Raw genomic sequence first — 24,498 nt, forward strand, 5'->3', positions numbered from 1 at the left:
CGACGTGGCCGAGTAGGTCCTACTGCGCCCGGTGCGTCAGGCGCTGCCGAAGCGGCGGTCGCGCTTGGCGTACTCCAGGCACGCCTCCCAGAGGTCGCGCCGGTCGAAGTCGGGAAACAGCTTCTCCTGGTACACCATCTCGGCATATGCCGACTGCCACAGCAGGAAGTTGGAGAGCCGCTGCTCCCCCGACGGACGCAGGAACAGATCGACGTCGGGCATGTCCGGCTCGTCGAGGTACCGGGCGAACGACGTCTCGGTGATGCGTTCCGGGTCGATCTCGCCCCGCGCGGCCCGCCGGGCGATCTCCCGGGCCGCGTCGGCGATCTCGGCGCGGCCACCGTAGTTCACGCACATCACCAGGGTCAGCACGTCGTTGTCCTTGGTGAGTTCTTCGGCCACCTCGAGTTCCTTGATGACGCTGCGCCACAGACGCGGACGACGACCGGCCCAGCGCACTCGCACGCCCATCTCGTGCATCTCGTCGCGACGACGACGGATCACGTCCCGGTTGAAGCCCATCAGGAACTTCACCTCGTCCGGGCTGCGCGACCAGTTCTCGGTGGAGAAGGCGTAGGCCGAGAGCCACTTGACGCCGATCTCGATGGATCCGCACACCGAGTCCATCAGGACGGCTTCGCCCCGCTTGTGGCCTTCGGTGCGCGGCAGGCCGCGCTCCTGCGCCCACCGGCCGTTGCCGTCCATCACCAGGGCGACGTGGTTCGGCACGAACTGCGCCGGGATCGCCGGCGGGGTGGCCCCGGAGGGGTGCGGATCCGGCGGCCGGATCGCGCGCGGTGCGGCGGCGGGCTGCGAGCGGCGGGTCAGTCGTGCCATCGGGGGCCTCTCCCATGGTGTCGGTGGCGTGTCTCGGTGATCTCGGGTCAGGCAGTGGTGGCCGTGGTGACCGTGCTTGCGGCCGGGCCGAGGCGGTCGGCGGTAACGGACCGGTCGATCAACGGCAGTGTCCGGAGTCGTCGTTCCAGGTGCCATTGCAGGTGCGCGGCGATCAGACCGGTGGCCTGCCGCTGCTGCGACGCGGTGGTGGTGGCGACGTGGTCCCAGTGCCCCTGGGCGAGCGCCTCCATCAGCTCCAGCACGCCGACCGACGGGGTCGCGGCCCCGGCCGGACGACAGTACACGCACACCGCCCCGCCGGCCGCGACGTGGAAAGCCTTGTGCGGCCCCGGGTTCGCGCAGTGCGCACAGGCGTCCAGCGACGGCATCCAGCCGGCCGCGCCCATGGCGCGCAGGAGGAAGGCGTCCAGAATGTGCTGCTGCTCCCGCCGCTCCTCCGCCAGCGCGGTCAGCGCGCCGACGGTCAGCCGGTACAGCTGCAACGCGGGCACCCGTTCCTCACCGGCGAGGCGTTCGGCGGTCTCCAGTACCGCGCAGGCCGTGGTGTACCGCGTGTAGTCGCGCGCCATCGCCTCGCTGAAGGCGTTGAGCGTGTGCACCTGCGTCACGATGTCCAGATTGCGGCCGGGATAGAGATTCACGTGCACGTGCGCGAACGGTTCCAACCGGGCCCCGAACTTGGACCGGGTACGTCGGATGCCCTTCGCGACAGCACGGACCAGCCCGTGTTCGGCGGTGAGGAGGGTGATGATGCGGTCGGCCTCGCCCAGCTTGTGCTGGCGGATCACCACCGCTTCGTCCTGATAGTTCCTCACCGCTGCATTCTCTCACCGAACGACGACAGAGGCGCACCCCGACGCGCGCCCCCGACGCCGACCGCCGGCGCGGGGCTCAGTTCTTGCCCTTGCGGCCCTTCGCCTCCCGGCGGACCAGTGCGGCGTCGGCGGCACTGTTCTTCGCCGCGGCCTCCTGCTTGCGGTCCCACCAGCGCTGCAGGATCAGGAAGCCGAGGCACCAGGTCAGCAGCGCGCTGGCGAACCAGACCACCACGGTCGAGGCCAACCAGGAACTGAAGCCGTCGATGCGCAACGCCCCGGAGATCAGCGTGGTGATCCACAGCGCCACCAACGTCGACAGCAGACCGATGCCGCCGAGCATGGCCGACGCGTACTTGCGCGCGATGTTGAAGATGAACGGCCCCAGCAGCGACTGCAGCGCGGTGAAGATGGCGACGGCGATGAAGAAGCCGCCGAGCGAGATGTGGAATCCGCCGACCACGAGGTAGCAGATCAGAAAGGCGATCGCCGCGGACACCAGGTTGACGGCGATGCTCAAGAGGAACCGAATCACAACAATTCTCCTTCTAGGACGACACTTCTTCGCCGACCGCGCGTCGCGTTCGCGTGAGTGTTCGTCTCACATCATGCCTGCCGACGCGCCGATCAGAAGCCGAGACGCCCCAGCTGTTTCGGATCGCGCTGCCAATCCTTGGCCACCTTCACGTGGAGGTCGAGATAGACGCGGCAGCCCAGCAGCTTCTCGATCTGCGCGCGCGCCGCGGTGCCGACCTCTTTCAGGCGTGCCCCGCGGTGCCCGATGATGATGCCTTTCTGGCTGTCGCGCTCCACGTACAGTACCGCGTGGACGTCGACCATCGGCGGATCCGAGCCCTCCCGGTCGATGACCTCTTCGATGGTCACCGCGAGCGAATGCGGCAGCTCGTCGCGGACGCCTTCGAGGGCGGCCTCGCGGATGAACTCGGCCATCAGCACCTGCTCGGGCTCGTCGGTCAGTTCACCGTCCGGGTAGAACGCCGGCCCCGGCTCGCACAGGGAGACGAGGAGGTCGGCGAGCACGTCGAGCTGCTTGCCGGACTTGGCCGACACCGGAATCACCTCGGCCTCCGGACCGAGCACGTCGGCCAGGGCGATCAGCTGTTCGGCGATCTTCGCCGGCCCCACCTTGTCGAGCTTGGTGACGATGCCGACCACCTTGGTGCGTCGGGACAGCGGTTTGATCTGCTCGATGATCCACCGATCGCCGGGGCCGATGGGCTCGTCGGCGGGGATGCACAGGCAGATCACGTCCACTTCGGAGAGCGTGTCGAGCACCAGGTCGTTGAGCCGTTTACCGAGCAGGGTCCGCGGCCGGTGCAGGCCCGGGGTGTCGACCAGCACGAGCTGCGCGTCCGGTCGGGTCACGATGCCGCGGATCGCGTGCCGCGTGGTCTGCGGCCGATTGGAGGTGATCGCCACCTTGTCGCCCACCAGCGCGTTGGTCAACGTCGACTTGCCGGTGTTCGGGCGCCCCACGAGGCAGATGAATCCGGAACGGAACTCGGTGTCGGTCACTGCTGGTCTCCTCGTCGCGCGGCGCCGCCGCTCTTCTTCTCGCCCCGGGACTTCTCCCCCGGGGCCTTCTCGCCCCGGGCCTGATCGCCCTGCGCCTTCGCCTTGTCCGCGTCCTCGCGCCGCACCAGGACGGTCGTGATGCGCTGGCGACCGACGCGATTGGGCCCGCCCTCGGCGGTCATCCGCAGGCCGGCCGTCTTCACCCGGGTGCCCGGCAACGGCACGCGGCCGAGCTTCCAGGCGATCAGCCCACCCACGGTCTCCACCTCGTCGTCGCGCAGGTCGACGTCGAACAGTTCACCGAGGTCTTCCACCGGCAGCCGCGACGACACGCGGTACACACCCGGCTCGACCTCCTCGATCGGGGCCACCTCGTCGGTGTCGTACTCGTCGGCGATCTCCCCGACGATCTCCTCCAGCACGTCCTCGATGGTCGCCAACCCGGCGATACCGCCGTACTCGTCCACCAGCAGCGCCATGTGATTGTGGTGCGCCTGCATCTCTTCGAGAAGGTCGTCGAGCCGCTTGGAGTCGGGCACGAACCACGGCGCGCGCATCACGTCGGCGACGGTCAACTCGTTCTGCACGGTGCCGCGCGGCAGCATGTGCTCGACGATGTCCTTGAGGTACACCACGCCCACCATGTCGTCGGGGTTCTCCCCGATCACCGGGATGCGCGAGTGCCCGGACCGCACCGCCAGACTCAGCGCCTGGGTGGCCGACTTGTCCGACTCGATCCAGACGACCTCCGGGCGCGGCACCATCACCTCGCGGGCGTTGGTCTCGTCGAGCTCGAAGACCGACTGGATCATCCGCCGCTCATCGTCGTCGACGACGCCCTGCACCTGCGCCAGATCCACCACTTCGCGCACTTCCACTTCGGTCGCGAACGGCCCGTTGCGGTAGCCGCGGCCGGGTGTCATCGCGTTGCCGAGCAGGATCAGCAGGCGGGTCACCGGCCGCAGCAGCACGCCGATACCGGTGAGGAAGGGCGCCGCGACCAACGCGATGGAGTAGGCGTGCTGGCGGCCGATCGTGCGCGGCCCGACGCCGACGGCAACGAACGAGACCACCATCATCGCGAGGATCGCCACCACGATGCCCCAGGTCAGGCCGAGACCGTCGACCGCGACGATCGCCACCAGCACGGTGGAGGCCGTTTCGAAGCCGATACGCAGCAGTACCGACAAGCCGACGTAGGTGGGGCGCTGACGCACCACCTGCGCCAGCCGCTTCGCGCCGCCCCGCTCGTCCTTGACCATCTCGTCGATGCGCGCCACCGAGACGGTGTTCAGCGCCGAGTCGGTGGCCGCGAGGACTCCGGCCACCACGGTGCACAGCACCGCGACCATCAGAAAGATGATGTCGAGGACCATGCGTCAGCGATCGTCGGCGGAGTCGCCGGTGGCGTCGAAGCCGATGTTGCGCAGCAGCCGCGCGTCCTTCTCCGCCTGCCGCTCGGTGCGCACCCGCAGCTCCCGGGCGTCGTACCAGTCGGCGAGAATCCGGTTCTGCAGACCGAACATCTCCTTCTCCTCCTCCGGCTCGGCGTGATCGAAGCCGAGGAGGTGGAGCACGCCGTGCACGGTCAGCACCGCGAGTTCGTGCTCGTAGCTGTGGCGCTGCGTCTTGGCCTGTTCGGCCGCGAACTCGGGGCACAGCACGATGTCGCCGAGCATGGCGGGACCGGGATCGTCGGCGTCGGGACGGCCGCCGGGGGTGAGCTCGTCCATCGGGAAGCTCATCACGTCGGTGGGACCGGGCAGGTCCATCCACTGCATGTGCAGGTCGGCCATGGTGTCGTTGTCGACCAACTGGATCGACAGTTCCGCGGCGCGGTGCACGTCCATCGCACCGAGGGCGAAACGCGCCACCTCGATGATCTGGCCTTCCGGCGCATCCATGCCGGACTCGTTGAACAATTCGATACTCATCGACGACGACCTGTCTGTCCGCCCTGGGCACGACGCTGGGCGCGGTTACCCGCGAGCACGTCGCCTTCTTCGGCGCGGCCGTAGGCGTCGACGATGTCGGCCACCAATCGATGCCGCACCACATCGGCACTCGTCAGTTCGGCGAAGTAGATGTCGTCGATACCGTCGAGAATCCGGGTGGCGGTCCGCAGGCCGCTCTGCTTGCCGCCGGGTAGATCCACCTGTGTGGTGTCGCCGGTGACCACCATCTTGGCGCCGAAACCGAGTCGGGTGAGGAACATCTTCATCTGCTCGCCCGTGGTGTTCTGCGCCTCGTCGAGGATGATGAACGCGTCGTTGAGGGTGCGGCCGCGCATGTAGGCCAGCGGTGCCACCTCGATCACCCCGGCCTCCATCAGCTTGGGAATGGCTTCGGGATCCATCATGTCGTGCAGCGCGTCGTACAGCGGCCGCAGGTAGGGATCGATCTTCTCGCTCAGCGAGCCGGGCAGGAAGCCCAGACGCTCGCCGGCTTCCACCGCGGGACGGGTCAGGATGATGCGGCTGACCTCTTTGCGCTGCAGGGCCTGCACGGCCTTGGCCATCGCGAGATAGGTCTTGCCGGTACCGGCCGGGCCGAGTCCGAAGACGATGGTGTTCGCGTCGATCGCGTCCACGTACCGCTTCTGATTCAGGGTCTTGGGCCGGATCGCGCGACCGCGGCGCGCGATGATGTCCAGGCTGAGCACCTGCGCCGGCGTCGCCTCCACCTCGTCGTCGGAGAGGATCGACATCGATTGCCGCACCAGGTCGGGAGTCAGTTCGGTGCCGGTGCGCACCAGCGCCAGCAGTTCGGCGATCACCCGCTCGGAGGCGGCCACCTCGGCCGACGGACCGCTCAGGGAGAGTCGGTCGCCACGGACATGGATCGACGCGGGCAGCTGCGATTCCAGCGTCCGCAGGTTGACGTCCGCGGGACCCAGCAGGCCGAGCATCTCCTGCTGGCCGATCTCCATGCTCGAAGTCACCGGGCGGCCGGGCCGGTCGTCGTCGCTCACTAAGGTATTCACTCCTGAGAAATCGCTGGTGGTTGCTTTGATCCTAGCCCGACGAAGCGGGCCGCGACGCGGTCAGAGGCCGAGCTCACGCAGGGTCTGCCGGTGTGCACGGCTGGACAGATCCAGGAAGGCCGCGTGGTCGCCGGGCACCTCGGCCAGCGTCACGCGCTGCCCGCGCTCGCGCATCACCTCGACGTAGTGTCTGCTCAACTCCACCGGCACCGCGCGATCCTCGGTGGTGTGCACCACGGCGATCAGCGCGTCGACCACCGGAGCCTGCGCCGGGGAGGCGGCGGCGAAGCGCTGCGGCGCCTCGTCGTAGGAGGTGCCGAGGAAGCGCACCACGGACGGCTTGTCGTGGAGACCGGGAATCGTGAGGTCGAGCACCGCCGACTGCGGGATCACCGTGGTGATCCGGTACCGCTCGGTGCGCGCGCCGAGATTCGCCACCGCCCAGACGGCCAACTGACCGCCGGCCGAGTGGCCCACGACGGCGACGTGCTGCCGGTCGACGGTGATGCCCGCCAACGCGAGCTCCTCGGTGATCGGGCCGTCGAGCAGGCGCAGCGCGGCGAGGACGTCCTGTCCGGTCTGCGGCCAGCCGCCGCCCTCCTCGACCCGGCGGTACTCGATGTTCCAGACCACCGCGCCACGCTTCGCGAGATCGCGGGAGACGGCGCCGGCGATGGTGAGACCGAACTCGGTGGACCACGAGCCGCCGTGGATCATCACCACGAGCGGTACGCATTCGCCTGCTTCGACGTCGGGCAGGTACAGGTGGCCGAACTGGGACGCGTGCTCACCGTAGGCGATCTTGCGACGCTTCATCGTCGACGTGCCCACCGGTCGGTCACCGCGCCGAGCGCACCGAGCGCCACCGCCCCGGCCGCCGCGGTGCGCAGCACTTCCGGGCCGAGCACCACCGAGCGGGCGCCCAGCGCGGACAGGTCGGCCACTTCCTCGTCGGTGAGGCCGCCTTCGGGTCCGATCACCAGCACCACTTCGGGCGCACCGCGGAAGTCGACGGCGCCGAACGGGGTGGCGCCGTCCTCGTGCAGCATCGCCACCACGCCGCCGGCGGCGTGCACCCGCCCGCACAGCTCCCGGACGTCGATGGTGGTCGACAATTCCCGCACCTCGGGAATCCACGGGCGGCGGGCCTGTTTGGCGGCGGTGGCCGCGACGGTGCGCCACTTCTCGACGCCCTTGGCGGCCTTCACCCCGGACCAGCGGGCGATGCTGCGCGCGGCCTGCCAGGGCACGATCACGTCCACTCCGGCCTCGGTCATCAGGTCGACGGCCAGCTCGGAGCGTTCGGCCTTCGGCAGTGCCTGCACGATAGTGACGATGGGCGTGGGTCGCGCGACGAACTCGACCTGACCGGCACGCACGGTGAGCCGATCTTTGCCGCTCACTTCGCTGACGGTACCCGCCACCGTGGTGCCGCGACCGTCGCCGAGTACCACCGACTCCCCGACCTTCAGCCGGGTCACGGTCACCGCATGGCGGCCTTCCGGGCCGGTGACCAGCACGCTCTCTCCGGCGCGCGGCACCTCGTCGACCCAGAAGACCGGCGGGCTCATCGGCCTGCGAACGCGTTGCGGAGGCGGGAGAACAGTCCGTCCTTGCCTGCCCCCTTGGATCCGGCGGTGACCAGTTCCACGGAGTCGTCGGTGCTGTCCCGGAGGCTGCGCAGCAGCTCCGCCTGCGTGCTGTCGACCTTGCTCGGCACTACCACTTCCAGGTGGGCGTGCAGGTGACCGCGCAGACCGGTGTTCAGGTGCGGCAGGCCGCGGCTCTTCACGGTCACGACGGTGCCGGGCTGGGTGCCGGGCTCGATGGTGATCTTCGCGGTACTGCCGAGAACGGTGTCCACCTCGATCTCCGAGCCGAGCGCGGCGTCGACCATCGGCACCCGGAGGGTGCAGTGCAGGTCGTCCTTGTCGCGGATGAAGACGTCGTTCGGCTTCTCGCTGATCTCCACGTACAGGTCGCCCGCGGGGCCGCCGCCGGGGCCCACCTCACCCTGTCCGGCCAACCGGACGCGCATGCCCTGCTCCACGCCTGCCGGGATCTTCACGGTCAGGGTGCGCCGGGCGCGGACGCGGCCGTCGCCGCCGCACTTGGTACACGGATCGGGGATCACTTCGCCCGCGCCGTGGCACTCCGGGCATTCGCGCACCGACATGACCTGGCCGAGGAAGGACCGCTGCACGGACTGGATCTCGCCCTGGCCCTTACAGGTGCCGCAGGTGACCGGTCGGGAGTTGTCGCGGGTGCCCGCGCCCTCGCAGAGCTCGCACAGGACCGCGGTGTCGACGGTGATCTCGCGATCGGCGCCCGCCGCGATCTCGTCGAGATCGAGTGTCAGTCCGACTAGCGCGGGCTCACCGGGGCGGACGCGGCCACGCGGCCCACGGCTGCCGCCGAAGCCACCGCCGCCGCCCCCGAAAAAAGTGTTGAAGATGTCGCCGAGGCCGCCGAAGTCGGCGGCGCCGCCGCCACCGAAGCCGCCCATGCCCGAGGACAGCGGATCGCCGCCGGCGTCGACGATGCTGCGCTTCTGCGGATCGCTGAGCACCTCGTAAGCGGTCGTGACCTCTTTGAAGCGTTCTTCCTCGTCCGGGTTCACGTCGGGGTGCAGTTCCCGGGCCAGACGCCGGTAGGCGCGCTTGAGATCTTGGTCGGAGGCATCCCGGGACACACCGAGAATGCCGTAGTAATCACGAGCCACGTGCAGACAGTCCTTTACTTACTTCCAACTAGCGGCCGGCGAGCACTTCGCCGACGTATCGCGCCACCGCCGCGACCGAAGCCATGGTGCCCGGATAGTCCATCCGGGTCGGCCCGACCACGCCCACGCCGCCGAAAACGGTGCCCGAAGCACCGTACCCGGTCGACACCACGGAGGTGCCACGCAGGTCTTCCACCAGCGTTTCTTCACCGATCTGCACGGTGACGCTGTCGTTCTCGCGGGCATGCGCCAGCAGACGCAAGACCACGACCTGCTCTTCCAACGCTTCGAGCACGGTGTCCATTCCGCTGCTCGCGAGCGCGAAGTCGCCCGCGCTGCGCGCCAGGTTCGACGTCCCGCCGAGCACCAGCCGATCCTCCGGCCGCTCCACCAGGGTCTCGATGAGCACGGTCGCGATCTCCAGGATGGGGCGCTGCAGTTCCGGCGGTGAGTCCTCGGTGAGGGCGGAGACCTCCGCGGTCGCCTCGTCCAGCCGCTTGCCGTCGAGCGCCGCGCCGAACAGGTTCCGCACCTTCGCCAGCGACTCGTCGGCCAGCGGTTCGCGCAGCGTCACCATGCGCTGCTCCACCCGGCCGGTGTCGGTGATGACCACCAGCAGCAGTCGCTGCGGCGTCAGCGCGACCACTTCGAGGTGGCGCACGCGCGCGGTCGACAGCACCGGGTACTGGATCACCGCCACCTGCTGGGTGAGTTCGGCGAGCAGTTTCACCGACCGGCGGAGCACGTCGTCGAGGTCGACGGCGTGATCGAGGAACGACAGGATGGCGCGGCGTTCCGGCTTCGACAGCGGCTTCACGTCGTGAATGCGGTCGACGAAGAGCCGGTAACCCTTGTCCGTCGGCACCCGCCCGGAGCTGGTGTGCGGCTGGATGATCAGGCCCTCCGCCTCCAGGACCGCCATGTCGTTGCGGACGGTGGCGCTGGAGACGCCGAGCTGGTGCCGGTCGACCAGAGCCTTGGAGCCGATCGGCTCCTGCGTGGCGACGAAGTCGGTCACGATCGCGCGCAAGATCTCGAAGCGGCGGTCGTCTGTGCTCGACACTCGGGCGCCTCCTGAACAGACTTGTGCATAAAGTGGATCGGAACCATCGACGATGGTGCTCCCCCAATTCTAGTAGTTCGACAGGAAGAACCGGCAACGATGATCTTCAAGGGCGTGCGAGAGGGTCGGCCGTATCCGGAACAGCGCCTGTCGACACGGGAGTGGGCGCAGATTCCGCCGCGCCAATTCCGCCTGGATCAACTCACCACGGTGACCACCGTCCTCGCGCTGGACAAGCTGCTGTCCGAGGACAGCACCTTCTACGGCGACCTGTTCGCGCACGTGGTGCAGTACCGCGGGGAGCTGTACTTGGAGGACGGGCTGCACCGCGCCGTCCGCTCCGCCCTGCGTAATCGCACGATCATCCACGCCCGGCTCCTCGACCTCGACGCCGATCCGGCCCTCGCGACACCGATGGAGAGCACCGACCAGTTGGCCCCGGTGCCCGCCCGTCCGGTGAATCCGCGGCGCGTCGGCCGCGGCGCCCACCGCGCCGGCGAGTAGAGCCGCTCAGTCGACGAGGATGTCGCGGATCACACCGTCGGCCAGCAACCGACCGCGGTCGGTGAGGACGTAGGCCTCGTCGCGCAGGGTCAGCAGTCCGCTGTCGACGGCGCGCCCCGCCCGTTCGGCCTCCTCCGCGGACAGTTCGTCGGCGGGCAGTCCGGTCCGCATGCGCAGCCGCAGCATCACCGTCTCGGTGTGCGCGTCCTCGTCGGTCAGGATCTCGTAGCCGCCCACCGGCAGCGCCCCGGCGGTCAGCGAGTCGGCGTAGGTGGCGGGGTGCTTCTGGTTCCACCACCGCACGCCGTTCACGTGCGAGTGCGCGCCCGGACCGATGCCCCACCAGTCGTCGCTGCGCCAGTAGGCCTCGTTGTGTCGGCAGGCCGTCTCCGTCGGAATCGAATCTGCTTCTGCCGCAGCCCAATTCGATACTTCGTACCAGTGCAGTCCGGCCGCGGACAGGCGCGCGTCGATCTGTTCGTAGCGAGCGGCGAGGTCGTCGTCGTCGGGCATCGGGACCTCGCCGCGGCGCACCTTCCGCGCGAAGGCCGTGCCGTCCTCGACGATCAGCGCATACGCCGACACGTGGTCCACCGGCACCGACAGCACCGCGTCGAGCGAGGCGGCCAGGTCGTCATCGGTCTCCCCCGGCGTGCCGTAGATGAGGTCGAGGTTCACGTGCGCGAACCCGGCCTCGGCCGCCTCCCGCGCCGCCGCGAGCGCCCGGCCCGGCGTGTGCCGTCGATCCAGGATCTGCAGCACGTGCGGCGCGGCGGACTGCATGCCGAGTGAGATCCGCGTGAACCCGGCGTCGGCGAGTCCGGCGAAGAACTCCGGCGACGTCGACTCCGGGTTGGACTCGGTGGTCACCTCGGCGCCGGGCGCCAGGTCGAAGGAGTTCCGGACGGCCCCGAGGAGATCGGCCAGACCGTCCGCACCGAGGAGCGACGGCGTGCCGCCGCCGACGAACACGGTCTGTACCGGTCGGTCCGGCGCGAGCAGCGCGGCCGCAGCGTCCAGTTCCCGGCGCACCGCCTGCGCCCACGACTCCGGGGAGCTCGAAGACCCCAGCTCACCGGCGGTGTAGGTGTTGAAGTCGCAGTAGCCGCAGCGCGTCGCACAGAACGGCACATGCAGGTACAGACTCAGCGGCCGCTCCGGGTCCACGGCGGTCAGACGAGCGGCCGCATCACTGGGCAACACCGTCGGGGGCACACGCAGACTCATGCCTCCATCATGGCTCACCACCGCGGCGCGAAGTTAAAATCACGGTGCAGATAATTGGCCCGCGGACTAGGCGAACGGCCCCCGCCCGTGCCACCATGGTCGGCATGACCACGACGGGAGTCCGCCTCATCGCACGGCGGCACATCGACCTCATGCGCTGCGACAGCGCATCGTGTCGAGCCTGACTCTCCCCCCGTTCGTCGATTCCGTATGCCTTTCCGGACGCCCCGCGGTGCCTGCCGCAGCGCTGATCCCTTCGCATTTCCGCCAGCCCCCGTGGCGCATCGCACCCTCGATGCGCGAGGAGAACCATGACTCTGACCACCCCCGCCCCGCAGACCGACGAACCCGCTGTCGCCGCGCCCGCACCGCGCAAGAGGGCGCCGCGGAAGAAGGCCACCGAGGGCCAGTGGGCGCTCGGCTACCGCGAGCCCCTGAATCCGAACGAGCAGATCAAGAAGGACGACAACCCGCTCAACGTCCGGGCCCGGATCATCGACACCTACTCGAAGATCGGCTTCGACGGGATCGACAAGGCCGACCTGCGGGGCCGTTTCCGCTGGATGGGTCTGTACACGCAGCGCGCCGAAGGGTACGACGGCACGCACACGCACGACGACAACATCGACTACCTCGAGGCCCCGTACTTCATGATGCGGGTCCGCACCGACGGCGGTCAGCTCACCCTCGACCAGGTGCGCACCCTGGCCGGTATCTCCCGCGACTTCGCGCGCGGCACCGCTGACATCTCCGACCGCCAGAACCTGCAGTACCACTGGATTCGGATCGAGGACGTGCCGGAGATCTGGCGTCGCCTGGACGAAGTCGGGCTGCAGACCACCGAGGCCTGCGGCGACTGCCCGCGCGGCATGCTCGGCTCGCCGCTGGCCGGGCTGTCGGCCGACGAGGTGATCGACGCGACCCCCGCGATCGAGGAGATCAAGCGCCGCTACATCGGCAACCCCGAGTACTCCAACCTGCCGCGCAAGTTCAAGACCGCAATCTCCGGCCAGCAGGACGTGGTGCACGAGATCAACGACGTCTCGTTCGTCGGCGTCGAGCATCCCGAACACGGCCCGGGCTTCGACCTCTGGGTGGGCGGCGGACTGTCCACCAACCCGATGTTCGCGCAGCGCCTGGGCGCGTGGATCCCGCTCGACGAGGTGCCCGACGTGTGGGAGGGCGTGATCGCCATCTTCCGCGACTACGGTTACCGCCGCCTGCGCTCCAAGGCGCGCCTGAAGTTCCTGATCAAGGACTGGGGCCCGGAGAAGTTCCGCGAGGTCCTCGAGCGCGAGTACCTCGAGCGTCCGCTGCTCGACGGCCCGGCCCCGGTGCCGCCGACGCACCCGATCGACCACGTCGGCGTCACCAAGCAGGTCGACGGCCGCAACGCCGTGGGCTTCTCGGCGGTGTCCGGCCGACTGTCGGACACGGTGCTGTTCGCCCTCGCCGACGCCGCCGAGCGCGCCGGCAGCGATTCGGTGCGCTTCACGCCGTACCAGAAGCTGGTGATCGTCAACGTCGACGACGACAAGTTGGCCGGCCTGGACGCCGACCTGGAGGCCGTCGGCCTCACGTCGCGTCCGTCCCGGTGGCGCCGCAATCTGATCGCCTGCACCGGCCTGGAGTTCTGCAAGCTCAGCTTCACCGAGACCCGCAGCCGCTCGCAGGCGCTGGTGCCGGAGATGGAGTCCCGCCTGGCCGAGTTGAACGAGCAGCTCGACGTGCCGATCACCATCAACTTCAACGGCTGCCCCAACTCCTGCGCCCGCGTGCAGGTGGCCGACATCGGTCTCAAGGGTCAGCTGATCAACGACGCCGACGGCAACGCCGTCGAGGGCTTCCAGGTGCACCTGGGCGGCTCCCTCGGCTTCGACAGCGGGTTCGGCCGCAAGCTGCGCCAGCACAAGATCCTCGCCGACGACGCCACCACGTACATCGAACGCCTCGTGCGCAACTTCATCGATGGACGCCACGAGGGCGAACGCTTCGCCGAGTGGGCCGTCCGCGCCGACGACGCCCAACTGCAGTGAGGGGGGCAGTAGCAATGACCACCACCGCCAAAGACCTCGCCGCACTGCGCGAGATCGCCGAGACCGGCGCCGCCGACCTCGGCCCGGACGCCACCGCCGAGGACCTGCTGGCGTGGACCGCCGCCACCTTCGGCAGCGACTTCCTGATCGCCGCCAACATGCAGGACGCCGTGCTGGTCGACGTCGCCAGCAAGGCGATCGAGCCGGCCGCCGTCGACCACGACAAGCTCAAGGTGCTGTTCCTCGACACCGGCTACCACTTCGTCGAGACCCTCGGCACCCGGGACGCCGTCGTCGACATCTACGACCTCGACCTGGTGAACGTGCAGCCGGATCAGACTCCGGCGCAACAGGATTCCGCGCTCGGCAAGGACCTGTTCGCCACGAACCCGGCCGAATGCTGCCGTCTGCGCAAGGTGGTTCCGCTGAAGGCGGCGCTCGCACCGTACCGCGCCTGGGTCACCGGGATCCGCCGCGTCGAGGCGCCCACCCGTGCCAACGCTCCCCTCATCTCGTTCGACGAGGGGTTCGGCCTGGTCAAGATCAATCCGCTCGCGGCCTGGACCGACGAGCAGTTCCAGAACTACATCGACGCCCACGGAGTCCTGGTGAATCCGTTGGTCGACGACGGCTATCCGTCGATCGGGTGCGCACCGTGCACCGTCAAACCAGCCGCCGGAGCCGATCCGCGCAGCGGCCGTTGGGCCGGCAGCGCCAAAACAGAATGCGGGTTGCACGCCTCATGAGCATCATCAACGACACCGACATCACCGCCGCCGAGACCGCACGGCCGGTGCCCGTCGAGCGGGACGATTTCACCACCCTCGACGCCCTCGAGTCCGAGGCCATCCACATCTTCCGCGAGGTGGCCGGAGAATTCGAGCGCCCGGTGATCCTGTTCTCCGGCGGCAAGGACTCCACGGTGCTGCTGCACCTGGCGCTGAAGGCCTTCTGGCCGGCGCCGCTGCCCTTCGCGCTGCTGCACGTGGACACCGGCCACAATCTCCCGGAGATCATCGAGTTCCGCGACGAGATCGTCGAGCGCCACAACCTGCGCCTGCACGTGGCGAAGGTGGAGGACTACCTGGCCGACGGCCGCCTGGCCGAGCGCCCGGACGGCATCCGGAATCCGCTGCAGACCATCCCGCTGCTCGACGGCATCGCCGAGAACCGCTTCGACGCGGTCTTCGGCGGCGCACGTCGCGACGAGGAGCGTGCCCGCGCCAAGGAGCGGATCTTCTCGCTGCGCAACGCCTTCGGCCAGTGGGACCCAAAGCGCCAGCGCCCGGAACTGTGGAATCTCTACAACGGGCGGCACGCGCCGGGCGAGCACGTACGCGTGTTCCCGCTGAGCAACTGGACCGAGCTCGACATCTGGCGGTACATCGCTCGCGAGCAGGTGCTGCTGGCACCGCTGTACTACGCCCACGAGCGCGAGGTGTACCAGCGCGACGGCATGTGGATGACCGAGGGCTCGTGGGGCGGTCCCCGCGAGGACGAGACGGTCGAGACCCGCACGGTGCGGTACCGCACCGTCGGCGACGGCTCCACCACCGGCGCGGTGCTGTCGGAAGCCCGCGACAACGAAGCGGTCCTCGCCGAGGTCGCCGCCTCCCGCCTCACCGAACGCGGCGCCACCCGCGGCGACGACCGCGTCTCGGAAGCCGCCATGGAAGACCGCAAGCGCGAAGGATACTTCTGATGAGCACCCCCACCCTCGACTCCCCCGCCACCGCGACCGGCGCCGACCTGCTGCGCATCGCGACTGCGGGCAGCGTCGACGACGGCAAGTCCACCCTCGTCGGACGCCTCCTGTTCGACACCAAGTCGGTGCTCGCCGATCAGATCGACGCCGTCACCAAGGCGTCGGTGGATCGCGGCATGGACACCCCCGACCTGTCGTTGCTGGTCGACGGCCTGCGCGCCGAACGCGAGCAGGGCATCACCATCGACGTCGCCTACCGGTACTTCGCCACCCCGGCGCGCAGCTTCGTGCTGGCCGACACGCCGGGACACGTGCAGTACACCCGCAACACCGTCTCCGGCGCGTCCACCGCCCAGCTGGTGATCCTGCTGGTGGACGCCCGCAACGGCATCGTCGCCCAGACGCGGCGGCATGCCGCCGTGATGGCGCTGCTCGGGGTGCCCCGCCTGGTGCTGGCCGTGAACAAGATCGACCTGGTCGACGACCCGGCGGCCGTCTTCGCCGAGATCACCGAGCAGTTCGGCGAGATCACCCGGTCGCTCGGCTACGCCGACGATCAGGTGCTGCCCATCCCGGTCTCGGCCCTGCACGGCGACAACATCGCCCGCCGCAGCGAGAACACCCCGTACTACAGCGGCCCCACGCTGATCGAGCACCTGGAATCGGTGCCGAATCAGCCGGATCGCCGCGAGGTGGGTCTGCGCTTCCCGGTGCAGTACGTGATCCGTCCGCGCACCCCGGAGTACCCCGACTACCGCGGCTACGCCGGGCAGATCGCCGCCGGCCGCGTGTCGGTGGGCGACGAGATCGTGGTGCAGCCGTCCGGTCAGCGTTCCCGCGTGGTCACCATCGACACCCCCGACGGCGAGCTCGCGACCGCGCACACCGGCCGCAGCGTCACGCTGCTGCTGGCCGACGACATCGACGTCTCCCGCGGTGATCTGATCGCCGCCGCCGGCGACGCCCCGGAACCGATCCAGCAGTTCACCGCCACCGTCTGCTGGCTCGGCGACAAGCCGCTGCGCGCCGGCGCCCGGCTGCTGCTCAAGCACGGCACCAAGACCACCCCGGTGATCATCGGCGGCCTCGAGACGCTGTTCGACGAACAGGACCTCGCCCTGGTCGACGCGCCGGAGTCGGTGGAGCTCAACCGGATCGGCCGGATCTCGCTGACCACCGCCGAGCCGATCGCGGCCGACGACTACCGGGTGAACCGGGAGACCGGCAGCTTCCTGCTGATCGACCCGGTCGGCGGCAACACCCTGGGTGCGGGTCTGGTCGGCGACGTGCTGACCAGTCTCAATCTGAGCTGATGTCGTCTGCTGCGCAGGTCGTACTGGCGGCGCACGGCAGCCGGGACCCGCGGTTCGCCGCGACGGCCCGGCGCGTGGCCGCCGCCACTCGGCGGGCCCTGCCCGACGCGCACGTGGACCTGGCCTACCTCGACCTCAACGAGCCGCTGCTCGACGACGTCCTGGCCGAGCTCCGCGGCGCGGTCACGGTGGTCCCGCTGCTGTTCGGCGACGGCTTCCACTCGAAGGTGGATCTGCCTGCGCTCCTGGCGCGCGCCGTCGAGCAGAGCCCGCGTCTGCGCCCCGCCGCGACCCCGGTGCTCGGCCGCTACTCCCCGGTGCCCGCCCTGATCGACCGCCTCGCCGAGGCCGGACTCCGGGCCGGCGACGGCGTGCTGATGTACGCCGTCGGCTCCTCGGATCCGGGCTCGGACGCGTCGATCGTCGAACGCGGTCGCGAACTGTCTGCGGTGCTCGGCGTCCAGGTGGAGACGGTCTTCGCCACCCGGCTCGGGACCGAGGGCGCCGTGGTGCGCGCGGCCGTCGACGCTCTGACCGCACGCGGCGCGCAACGGATCGCGGCGTCCCCGCTGTTCCTGTCCGCGGGCCTGCTCACCGAACGCGTTGAACGGCAGCTCGACGAGATCGCTCCGGGCTCCCTGGTGGCCGGACCCCTCGCCGATCATCCCGCGCTGATCTCGGCGATCACCCGCCTGGTCCAGTCCTCCGTGGAGGGCCGCGGAGTGGGGCGATTGTCCGACTTCTCCGGCTGGGCGTCGTCCAGAATGTAGCGGTGAATCACACTTCCCCGCCCCCGCCGGGCACCCATTCAGCCTTGCGTTCCTGGTGGCGAGCAGGCTATCTGGCGCCGTGGTTCGGCGGCTACTCGATGGTCGGCCTGGTGGTCAGCGGCATCGTTCCGGTCCTGCTCCCGCTGAGCGTCACGGCCAAGGGTCCGATCGCCGTCGGCCTCGTGGTGGCCGGCTTCTACCTCGGCATGCTGATGGCGCCGTTCTTCGGCTCCGTCGCCGACCGCACCGGAACGCAGCGGCTGGTCTTCCTGGCCAGTTTCCCCACGGCCGCGGCCGGTTCCGTGCTGTTCGCCTTCGCCGGCATGACATGGGCGATGTTTCTCTGCATGCTGCTGGTCGGCGCCTCGGCCGGCGCCGCACAGACCACGGCCAGCATGTTCATCGTCGAAGGCCGCCCGAAACAGGAGTGGCCGTCGCGCATGGGATGGCTGCGGCTGGCGTTCGGTGCCGGACAGGTCCTCGGCCTGGGCGTGGCGATCTTCTTCGCGCACCAACTGGAGACCGGCTGGATCGTGGTCGGCGTCCTGATGCTCGTCGGCACCTTCCTGGGCTGGATCCACCTCCCGAGGATCGCGCACACGCCGCCCGCCCCGGAGCCCGGCGAGACCCGACGGGCCCGCATCGACGCCGATCTGCGCTCCCTGCTGCTCAGCCGGTTCGGCGTGTTCCTCGGCTGCTGGCTGTTCGCGATGATCGGCCTGATGACCTTCTACAACGTGGTCCCGCTGATCCTGCACGAGACCTTCGACATCGATCCGAGCACCACGTCGCTGGTCTTCCTGATCGGTTCGGCCATCGGCGCCGTGCTGTATCCGGTGTGCGGCACGCTCGCGCGACGCTGGGGCTCGGCGCGCGTGCTCGGCATCGGCATCGTCGGCACCTTGTGCGCGTTCCTGGTGCTCTCCCTGGCCACCTTCGAGCGCGGCGAGGTCGGCGCCGTCCTCGGCAGCCTGTGCCTGGTCACCATCGCCAGTCTGTACCCGGCGCAGTACATGGGTGCGACGCTGCTCGCCGCCGACATCGCCCCCGGCGGCGAGGGCGCCGCCATGGGCCTGTTCAACAGCGGGGTCGCCGCCGGCGCGATCATCGGCGCCATCGTGCCGTCGTTGCTCGCCCAGCAGGCCGGGTACAGCTCCGTGGCGTGGTTCTCCCTGGGCGCGCTGGTGGCCTCGGTGGCCTTCGGCCTCCCGCTGCTGCGCTCCCTGCGTCACTCCCCCGCGCCCGGCACCTAAGCAGAACGCGCGCCACTTCGGATCTGCGCACTCGGCAGAGTGCGCGGATCCGAAGTGACGCGCGATTCAGCGACGATCAGCCCTGGATACGGGTGCGGGTGTCGCCCCAGGCCTCGTCGCGCAGCTCGTTCTTGCGGATCTTGCCGGTCGACGTCTTGGGCAGTTCGGCCAGGAACTCCACCTCGCGCGGCGCCTTGTACGACGCGATCTTGGTCTTGACGTGGGCGATCACGTCGGCCTCGGTGAGAGCGGAGCCGTCGGCGATCACCACGTAGGCCTTGGGGCGCTCGCCCCACTTGTCGTCGGGCACGCCGATCACGGCGACGTCGAGCACGTCCGGGTGGCTCACCACGGCCTGCTCCACCTCGATGGTGGAGATGTTCTCGCCGCCGGAGATCACCACGTCCTTGGCGCGGTCGAGCAGCTGGACGTAGCCGTCCGGGTGCATCACGCCGAGGTCGCCGGAGTGGAACCAGCCGCCTTCGAAGGCTTCGTCGGTGCGCTCGGGATCGTCGAGGTAGCCCTTCATCACGACGTTGCCGCGCATCACGATCTCGCCCATCTGGACGCCGTCGGCGGCGACGTCGACGAGCTCGCCGTCCTGCAGGTCGGGGAGCACCACTCGCAGACGATCAGCGGTCAGCATACCGACGCCCTGGCGGGACATGCGGACCGACAGTTCGTCGGCCGACAGCGACGACCAGCTGGGATCGGGTTCGCACACCGCGTACGGACCGTAGGTCTCGGTGAGGCCGTAGACGTGGATGATCTCGATGCCGAGGTAGTGGATCGCCTTGATGATGGTGGGGCTGGGCGGGGCGCCTGCGGTGGCGATCGCCATCGGCCTCTCCATGCGGTGCGCCTCCGGCGCGGTCGCCAGCGTGCTCAACACGGTCGGGGCGCCGGACATCTGGTTGATGTTCTCGGTGTCGATGAGGCGCCACATGTCGTCGCCGCGCACCGCACGCAGGCAGACGTGGGTGCCGGCGGCCGCGGTCACGGCCCACGGTCCGCACCAGCCGTTGCAGTGGAACATCGGCAGAGTCCACAGGTAGTTGGTGTCGATGGAGAACTTCTGGGTCACCATGTTGCCCAGCGAGCCGAGGTACGCGCCGCGGTGGGTGTACATCACGCCCTTGGGCCGGCCGGTGGTGCCGGAGGTGTAGTTGATCGAGATGACGGTGTCCTCGTCGTCGACCTCCCAGGCGAAGGTCGCGTCGGCGCTGCCGCGGGCCACCAGTTCGTCGTAGCGGACCGCGATGCCCTCGTACTCGCCGTCCTGGCTCGGGGTCTCCACGATCTCGCGCACGCTCTCGAAGGTCACGTCGTTCAGCGCGGCGAGCAGCGGGCCTTCGCCGACCAGCAGCACCGACTGCGAGTGGTCGCAGATGTAGCGGATCTCCTCGGGGGCGAGGCGGGTGTTGACCGCGACGAGCACGCCGCCGATCAGCGGCACCGCGAAGTGCGCCTCGAGCAGTTCCAGCGAGTTGCTCGCGAGGTAGGTGACGCGATCGCCGGGCGTCACGCCGGACGCCTGCAGCGCACTGGCCAGCTGCTGCACGTCGGCGGCCAGCTCACCGTAGGTCAGACGACGACCGCCGTCGATCACCGCCAGCTTGTTCGGGTGCACCTGTGCGGCTCGCTCCAGGAAGTGGAGGGGGGTGAGTGCGGTGTTGAGTCCGGAGCGGGCGGGCTGAGTCATCGGCGTGATTCTCTCTGTGAGCGAGGCGAGAAGGTATCCCTCATCACAGTAGCCGTGGCACTACGTGCCACACCAGTCATCAGTTGGATCTGCGACCAACGGCTCGCCTGCTGCGACGGGCGGCGGCGACCGACCCCGAACTCAGTCCGCGGCCAGATGCGGGACCGCGGTGGCGCGGGCGTACACCGTCTGCCCGGCCTCCAGTTCCATGGCGTTCTGGTCGCCGCGGGTGATCTGCGCGATGAACTCCTCGCCGGTGTTCGCGGCGATCAGTTCGATGCGCGTCTCGAAACCCAGGTTCACGACGCGCTTGATGGACGCCCGGACCACACCGGTGTCGAGCGAGACGTCGGTCGGCGGATAGGTCATCTCGGGGGTGCGCGCGATGCGGATGTCGTGCGGGCGCACCAGCTGTCCGTTCAGGCGGGACACCGAGCCCAGGAACGAAGCGACGAAGACGTTGTCCGGCCGGTCGTACAGGTCGTCGGGTGTGCCCACCTGCTCGATCCGCCCCTTGTTCAGCACCGCGATGCGGTCGCTGACGTCGAGTGCCTCCTGCTGGTCGTGCGTCACCAGGACGGTGGTCACGTGCATCTCGGCGTGCAGCTGACGCAGCCAACGGCGCAGATCGTCGCGCACCTTGGCATCGAGGGCGCCGAACGGCTCGTCGAGCAGCAGCACCTGCGGATCCACCGCGAGGGCGCGCGCCAGCGCCATGCGCTGGCGTTGACCGCCGGACAGCTGTGCGGGATACCGCTTCTGGACGAACCCGAGGCCGACGATCTCGAGCAGCTCGTCGACCTTCTTGTCGATCTCGGCCTTCGGCCGCTTGCGGATCTTGAGCCCGAAGGCGATGTTCTCGCGCACGGTCATGTGCTTGAACGCCGCGTAGTGCTGGAAGACGAAGCCGATGTCGCGCTGCTGCGGCGAGGCCTTGGAGACGTCGCGCCCGTTGATCTCGATGGTCCCCGAGTCCAGCCCGTCCAGGCCGGCGATGGCGCGCAGCAGCGTCGACTTGCCGGACCCGGACGGGCCCAGCAGTGAGGTCAACGATCCGGCCGGGATGTCGATCGAGACGTCGTCGAGCGCGGCGAAGTCTCCATAGTGCTTGTTGGCGCCTCGAACTGAGATGGACACGACTACCTCTTCTCGCCCACGGGGCGTTCGTCATCAGTGTGGTCGACGGCCTCGTCGTGGGGCAACGAGGCCTCGACGATCGCCTCCGGCGCCATCAGTGCACCGGCGTCCACCACGCGGCCGCGGGAGCGTCGCTCGATGAGCGTCATGATCACCAGTGCGGCGATCGCCACCATCATCAGCAGCGTGGCCGCGGCGTAGGCGCCGTACTCGTTGTAGTCGTCGGTGTACCGCGAATGCACCAGCAGAGTCAGCGTCTGGGACACCCCCGGCATGTTCGACGACACCATGGTCACCGCGCCGTATTCGCCGAGCGACCGCGCGATGGTGAGCACCACGCCGTAGGTGAGGCCCCACCGGATGGCGGGCAGCGTGATCCGCCAGAAGGTCTGCCAGGCGCTGGCGCCCAGCGTCGCGGCCGCCTCCTCCTGTTCGGTGCCGATCTCGTGGAGCACCGGCTCCACCTCGCGGACCACGAACGGAAGCGTCACGAACAGCGTCGCCAGCACCATGCCGGGCACCCCGAAGATCACCCGGAAGCCGAGCGACTCGATCCCGCCGAACCAGCCCTGGCTCCCCCACAGCGCGATCAGCGCGACGCCGGCGACCACCGGCGACACCGCGAACGGCAGATCCACCACCGCCTGCATCAGGCCCTTGCCGCGGAATCGGCCGCGGGCCAGCGCGAGGGCGGTCAGCACACCGAAGACGACGTTGAGCGGCACCACGATCGCCACGATGATCAGTGACAGTTGCAGCGCCGAGATGGCCGCCGGCGTGGTGATCCACTCCCAGAACTGGCCGAGGCCCGGTTCGAAGGAGCGCCAGAAGATCAGGCCCACCGGGATCACCAGCAGGATGGTCAGGTAGACCAGGGCGACGGTACGGAGCCCGTACTTGGTCCAGCGCGAGACGATCATGCGGAAGCCTCCTCACGACGCTGCTGGGTGCGGCCGGCCACTCGGAGCAACAGCAGCACGATGAAGGCGATCGCGAGCAGCACCACCGACACGGCCGCGGCGGCGACCGGCTGGTCCACCTCGATCTGCTGCTGGATGTACTGCGAGGCCACCTGCGTCTTGTCCGGAATGTTGCCGCCGATCAGCACCACCGAGCCGAACTCGCCGATGGCCCGGGTGAAGGCCAGGCCCATGCCGGTCAGGATCGACGGCGCCAGCGCCGGAAGCACGATGCGACGGAAGATGACGCCGTTGCCCGCGCCGAGGACGGCCGCGGCCTCCTCCACGTCGCGGTCGATCTCCATCAGCACCGGCTGCACTTGGCGCACCACGAACGGCAGCGTGACGAAGGTCAGCGCGATCACCACGCCGGGCTGGGTGGCGGCCAGGTGGACGTCGATCGGGCTGTTGGGCCCGTACAGCGACAGCAGCACCAGCGACGCCACGATGGTCGGCAGCGCGAAGGGCAGGTCGATGATCGCGTTGACGAAGCCCTTGCCCCAGAAGTCGTCGCGCACCAGGACCCAGGCGATGATGGTTCCGAAGAGCACGTTGATCAGGGCCACCACCACCGACATCAGCACGGTGATCCGCAGCGTGTCGAGCGCGCCCTGCGCGGTCACCGCGTCCCAGAAGCCGGACCAGCCGTCGTCGAAGGCATTCGAGCCGATCGCGATCAGCGGCAGCAGCACGATCACCGTCAGCCACAGCCCGGCGACGCCGAGGGTCAGCGGATTGTCCGCGCGCCAGCGCCGCCCGCTGCCGGGCGCGGCGTGTTCGACGACCGTCATCGGCGGGACTCCTCGTCGTAGATCGTGCTGATCGCGCCGTTCGGGCCGAACAGCGTCGTGTCGATCAGCGGCCAGCCGCCGAGGTCGTCGACCGTCCACAGTCGGTCGATGTGTCCCGGAAACAGCCCGGCGGTCTCGGCGATCACCGCGGGATCGACGGGCCGGAAACCGGCCTGCGCCCACAGTCGTTGGGCCTCCGAGGTGAACAGGAAGTCGATGAACGAGCGCGCGGCGGCCTTGTCCTGAGACGTGTTCACCACGGCCACCGGATTCTCGATCTTGAAGGTCTGCGGCGGGAGCACGTACTCCACGCGCTGCTCGGCGGGCGCGCTCGCGTTGTGGCGGCTCAGCATGATCGCCTCGTTCTCGTAGCTGATCAGCACGTCGCCCTGCCCCTGCTCGAAGGCGGTGGTCGCCTCGCGGCCCGACTTGGGCAGCACCTGCACGTGGTCGCGGACCAGTTGGCGGACGTAGTCGAGGCCGGCGGCGGGGCTTGTGCCGCCCGCGCTGGCCGCCGCGTACGGGGCCAGCAGGTTCCACTTGGCCGCGCCCGAGCTGCCCGGGTTCGGCGTCACCACCGAGATCCCCGGCTGCAGCAGGTCGGACCAGTCGTGAATGTTCTTCGGGTTGCCCGCACGGACGACGAGGGCCACCACGGAACCGAAGGGCACCGAGTCGTTGGGGGCCTGCTGCGCCCAATCCTGGTCCACCACACCGGCTTTCACCAGGCGGGTGATGTCCGGGGCGACGGAGAAGTTCACGACGTCCGCGGGCAGTCCGCGCGCCACCTTGCGCGACTGGTCGCCGGAGGCGCCGTACGACTGAGAGAAGCCGATGCCGTGGCCCTGCGGCGTCTCCCGGAACGCCGGGATCACGCTGTCGTAGCCGGTCTTGGGCACCGCGTAGGCCACCAGGTTCACATGGCGGTCACCGGACGAGATGTCGACGCCGCCGGGGGTGTCGGTGGATCCGCCGCCGCAGGCGGTCAGGACCGCGGCCAGCGTCACGACGAGGGCGAGGGCGCTCGCCTGTCGAAGGCGCTGGCGCATACCGATTGAGGACACCTGGAAAAGCTAGCAACCGCCGCGGGGTCGCTCAACGAACGACGAAGTGCGGCGTCACAC

At 69.2% G+C, this 24,498-nt stretch carries 24 protein-coding genes; 7 read left to right on the forward strand and 17 right to left on the reverse strand.

Annotated elements, in window-relative coordinates:
- Positions 1 to 36: 36 nt before the first annotated feature.
- The 11 genes from MUG78_RS00310 to hrcA all read right to left on the reverse strand — a co-directional run bounded on the left by MUG78_RS00310 (position 37) and on the right by hrcA (position 9,977).
- Entirely contained in the window at positions 37 to 837 is an 801-nt protein-coding gene (locus MUG78_RS00310; protein ID WP_246991108.1) for an isoprenyl transferase, read from the reverse strand.
- 47 nt (positions 838 to 884) lie between these two features.
- Positions 885 to 1,673, reverse strand: coding sequence for a DNA repair protein RecO (gene recO, locus MUG78_RS00315; protein ID WP_246991111.1), 789 nt, complete (start codon positions 1,671 to 1,673; stop codon positions 885 to 887).
- A 76-nt stretch (positions 1,674 to 1,749) separates the two neighbouring features.
- Complete coding sequence (locus MUG78_RS00320) at positions 1,750 to 2,208, reverse strand: phage holin family protein (protein ID WP_246991114.1); 459 nt, start codon at positions 2,206 to 2,208, stop codon at positions 1,750 to 1,752.
- A gap of 92 nt (positions 2,209 to 2,300) precedes the next feature.
- Positions 2,301 to 3,209: a GTPase Era gene (gene era, locus MUG78_RS00325; RefSeq protein ID WP_246991117.1), complete on the reverse strand. Its 909-nt coding sequence runs from the start codon at positions 3,207 to 3,209 to the stop codon at positions 2,301 to 2,303.
- Positions 3,206 to 4,585 (reverse strand): hemolysin family protein, encoded by a 1,380-nt coding sequence (locus tag MUG78_RS00330; protein WP_246991120.1) that lies wholly within the window; start codon positions 4,583 to 4,585, stop codon positions 3,206 to 3,208. The genes era and MUG78_RS00330 overlap by 4 nt, the downstream gene beginning before the upstream one ends.
- A 3-nt stretch (positions 4,586 to 4,588) precedes the next feature.
- Positions 4,589 to 5,143, reverse strand: coding sequence for an rRNA maturation RNase YbeY (gene ybeY, locus MUG78_RS00335; RefSeq protein ID WP_246991122.1), 555 nt, complete (start codon positions 5,141 to 5,143; stop codon positions 4,589 to 4,591).
- A complete protein-coding gene (locus MUG78_RS00340; protein ID WP_246996708.1) occupies positions 5,140 to 6,138 on the reverse strand; it encodes a PhoH family protein in 999 nt (332 codons plus the stop codon). Before MUG78_RS00340 ends, ybeY begins: the two co-directional genes overlap by 4 nt.
- 114 nt (positions 6,139 to 6,252) lie before the next feature.
- The gene (locus MUG78_RS00345; RefSeq protein ID WP_308221313.1) at positions 6,253 to 7,023 is read right to left on the reverse strand and encodes an alpha/beta hydrolase family protein; all 771 of its coding nucleotides are present in this window, start codon (positions 7,021 to 7,023) and stop codon (positions 6,253 to 6,255) included.
- On the reverse strand, positions 7,005 to 7,763 hold the full coding sequence (locus tag MUG78_RS00350) for a 16S rRNA (uracil(1498)-N(3))-methyltransferase (RefSeq protein ID WP_246991125.1): 759 nt from the start codon (positions 7,761 to 7,763) through the stop codon (positions 7,005 to 7,007). The genes MUG78_RS00345 and MUG78_RS00350 overlap by 19 nt, the downstream gene beginning before the upstream one ends.
- Positions 7,760 to 8,914, reverse strand: a complete 1,155-nt coding sequence (gene dnaJ / locus MUG78_RS00355; RefSeq protein ID WP_246991128.1) for a molecular chaperone DnaJ — start codon at positions 8,912 to 8,914, stop codon at positions 7,760 to 7,762. The genes MUG78_RS00350 and dnaJ overlap by 4 nt, the downstream gene beginning before the upstream one ends.
- Positions 8,915 to 8,942: 28 nt before the next feature.
- The gene (gene hrcA, locus MUG78_RS00360) at positions 8,943 to 9,977 is read right to left on the reverse strand and encodes a heat-inducible transcriptional repressor HrcA (RefSeq protein WP_246991131.1); all 1,035 of its coding nucleotides are present in this window, start codon (positions 9,975 to 9,977) and stop codon (positions 8,943 to 8,945) included.
- 99 nt (positions 9,978 to 10,076) lie between these two features.
- Here hrcA and MUG78_RS00365 point away from each other — a divergent pair, with 99 nt between their 5' ends.
- Positions 10,077 to 10,481, forward strand: a complete 405-nt coding sequence (locus tag MUG78_RS00365; RefSeq protein WP_246991134.1) for a type II toxin-antitoxin system VapB family antitoxin — start codon at positions 10,077 to 10,079, stop codon at positions 10,479 to 10,481.
- Positions 10,482 to 10,487: 6 nt separating this feature from the next.
- Here the strand turns inward: MUG78_RS00365 and hemW are convergent, their stop codons facing one another.
- Positions 10,488 to 11,708, reverse strand: a complete 1,221-nt coding sequence (gene hemW, locus MUG78_RS00370) for a radical SAM family heme chaperone HemW (RefSeq protein ID WP_246991137.1) — start codon at positions 11,706 to 11,708, stop codon at positions 10,488 to 10,490.
- A gap of 311 nt (positions 11,709 to 12,019) precedes the next feature.
- Between hemW and MUG78_RS00375 the strand changes: the two genes are divergently transcribed.
- Genes MUG78_RS00375 through MUG78_RS00400 form a run of 6 tightly spaced genes read left to right on the forward strand, consistent with a single transcriptional unit; the run spans position 12,020 to position 18,785 of the window.
- A complete protein-coding gene (locus tag MUG78_RS00375) occupies positions 12,020 to 13,744 on the forward strand; it encodes a nitrite/sulfite reductase (RefSeq protein WP_246991139.1) in 1,725 nt (574 codons plus the stop codon).
- Positions 13,745 to 13,758: 14 nt separating this feature from the next.
- Positions 13,759 to 14,490 (forward strand): phosphoadenylyl-sulfate reductase, encoded by a 732-nt coding sequence (locus MUG78_RS00380; protein WP_246991142.1) that lies wholly within the window; start codon positions 13,759 to 13,761, stop codon positions 14,488 to 14,490.
- A complete protein-coding gene (cysD, locus tag MUG78_RS00385; protein ID WP_246991144.1) occupies positions 14,487 to 15,446 on the forward strand; it encodes a sulfate adenylyltransferase subunit CysD in 960 nt (319 codons plus the stop codon). The genes MUG78_RS00380 and cysD overlap by 4 nt, the downstream gene beginning before the upstream one ends.
- The gene (locus MUG78_RS00390; protein WP_246991146.1) at positions 15,446 to 16,762 is read left to right on the forward strand and encodes a sulfate adenylyltransferase subunit 1; all 1,317 of its coding nucleotides are present in this window, start codon (positions 15,446 to 15,448) and stop codon (positions 16,760 to 16,762) included. Before cysD ends, MUG78_RS00390 begins: the two co-directional genes overlap by 1 nt.
- Complete coding sequence (locus MUG78_RS00395) at positions 16,762 to 17,532, forward strand: sirohydrochlorin chelatase (RefSeq protein WP_246991149.1); 771 nt, start codon at positions 16,762 to 16,764, stop codon at positions 17,530 to 17,532. The genes MUG78_RS00390 and MUG78_RS00395 overlap by 1 nt, the downstream gene beginning before the upstream one ends.
- Before the next feature lie 2 nt (positions 17,533 to 17,534).
- A complete protein-coding gene (locus MUG78_RS00400) occupies positions 17,535 to 18,785 on the forward strand; it encodes an MFS transporter (RefSeq protein ID WP_246991152.1) in 1,251 nt (416 codons plus the stop codon).
- Between the two features lie 76 nt (positions 18,786 to 18,861).
- On the opposite strand, the gene MUG78_RS00405 is transcribed toward MUG78_RS00400, so the two are convergent.
- From MUG78_RS00405 to MUG78_RS00425, 5 genes are all read right to left on the reverse strand, one after another.
- The gene (locus tag MUG78_RS00405; RefSeq protein ID WP_246991155.1) at positions 18,862 to 20,487 is read right to left on the reverse strand and encodes an AMP-binding protein; all 1,626 of its coding nucleotides are present in this window, start codon (positions 20,485 to 20,487) and stop codon (positions 18,862 to 18,864) included.
- A gap of 141 nt (positions 20,488 to 20,628) precedes the next feature.
- Complete coding sequence (locus MUG78_RS00410) at positions 20,629 to 21,624, reverse strand: sulfate/molybdate ABC transporter ATP-binding protein (protein WP_246991157.1); 996 nt, start codon at positions 21,622 to 21,624, stop codon at positions 20,629 to 20,631.
- A gap of 2 nt (positions 21,625 to 21,626) precedes the next feature.
- Positions 21,627 to 22,544, reverse strand: a complete 918-nt coding sequence (gene cysW, locus MUG78_RS00415; RefSeq protein ID WP_246991159.1) for a sulfate ABC transporter permease subunit CysW — start codon at positions 22,542 to 22,544, stop codon at positions 21,627 to 21,629.
- Positions 22,541 to 23,374 (reverse strand): sulfate ABC transporter permease subunit CysT, encoded by an 834-nt coding sequence (gene cysT, locus MUG78_RS00420; protein ID WP_246991162.1) that lies wholly within the window; start codon positions 23,372 to 23,374, stop codon positions 22,541 to 22,543. Before cysT ends, cysW begins: the two co-directional genes overlap by 4 nt.
- The gene (locus MUG78_RS00425) at positions 23,371 to 24,423 is read right to left on the reverse strand and encodes a sulfate ABC transporter substrate-binding protein (RefSeq protein ID WP_246996712.1); all 1,053 of its coding nucleotides are present in this window, start codon (positions 24,421 to 24,423) and stop codon (positions 23,371 to 23,373) included. The genes cysT and MUG78_RS00425 overlap by 4 nt, the downstream gene beginning before the upstream one ends.
- Positions 24,424 to 24,498: the final 75 nt, after the last annotated feature.

Origin of the sequence: Gordonia alkaliphila, assembly GCF_023017165.1 — a bacterium.
GTDB classification, from domain to species: domain Bacteria; phylum Actinomycetota; class Actinomycetes; order Mycobacteriales; family Mycobacteriaceae; genus Gordonia; species Gordonia alkaliphila.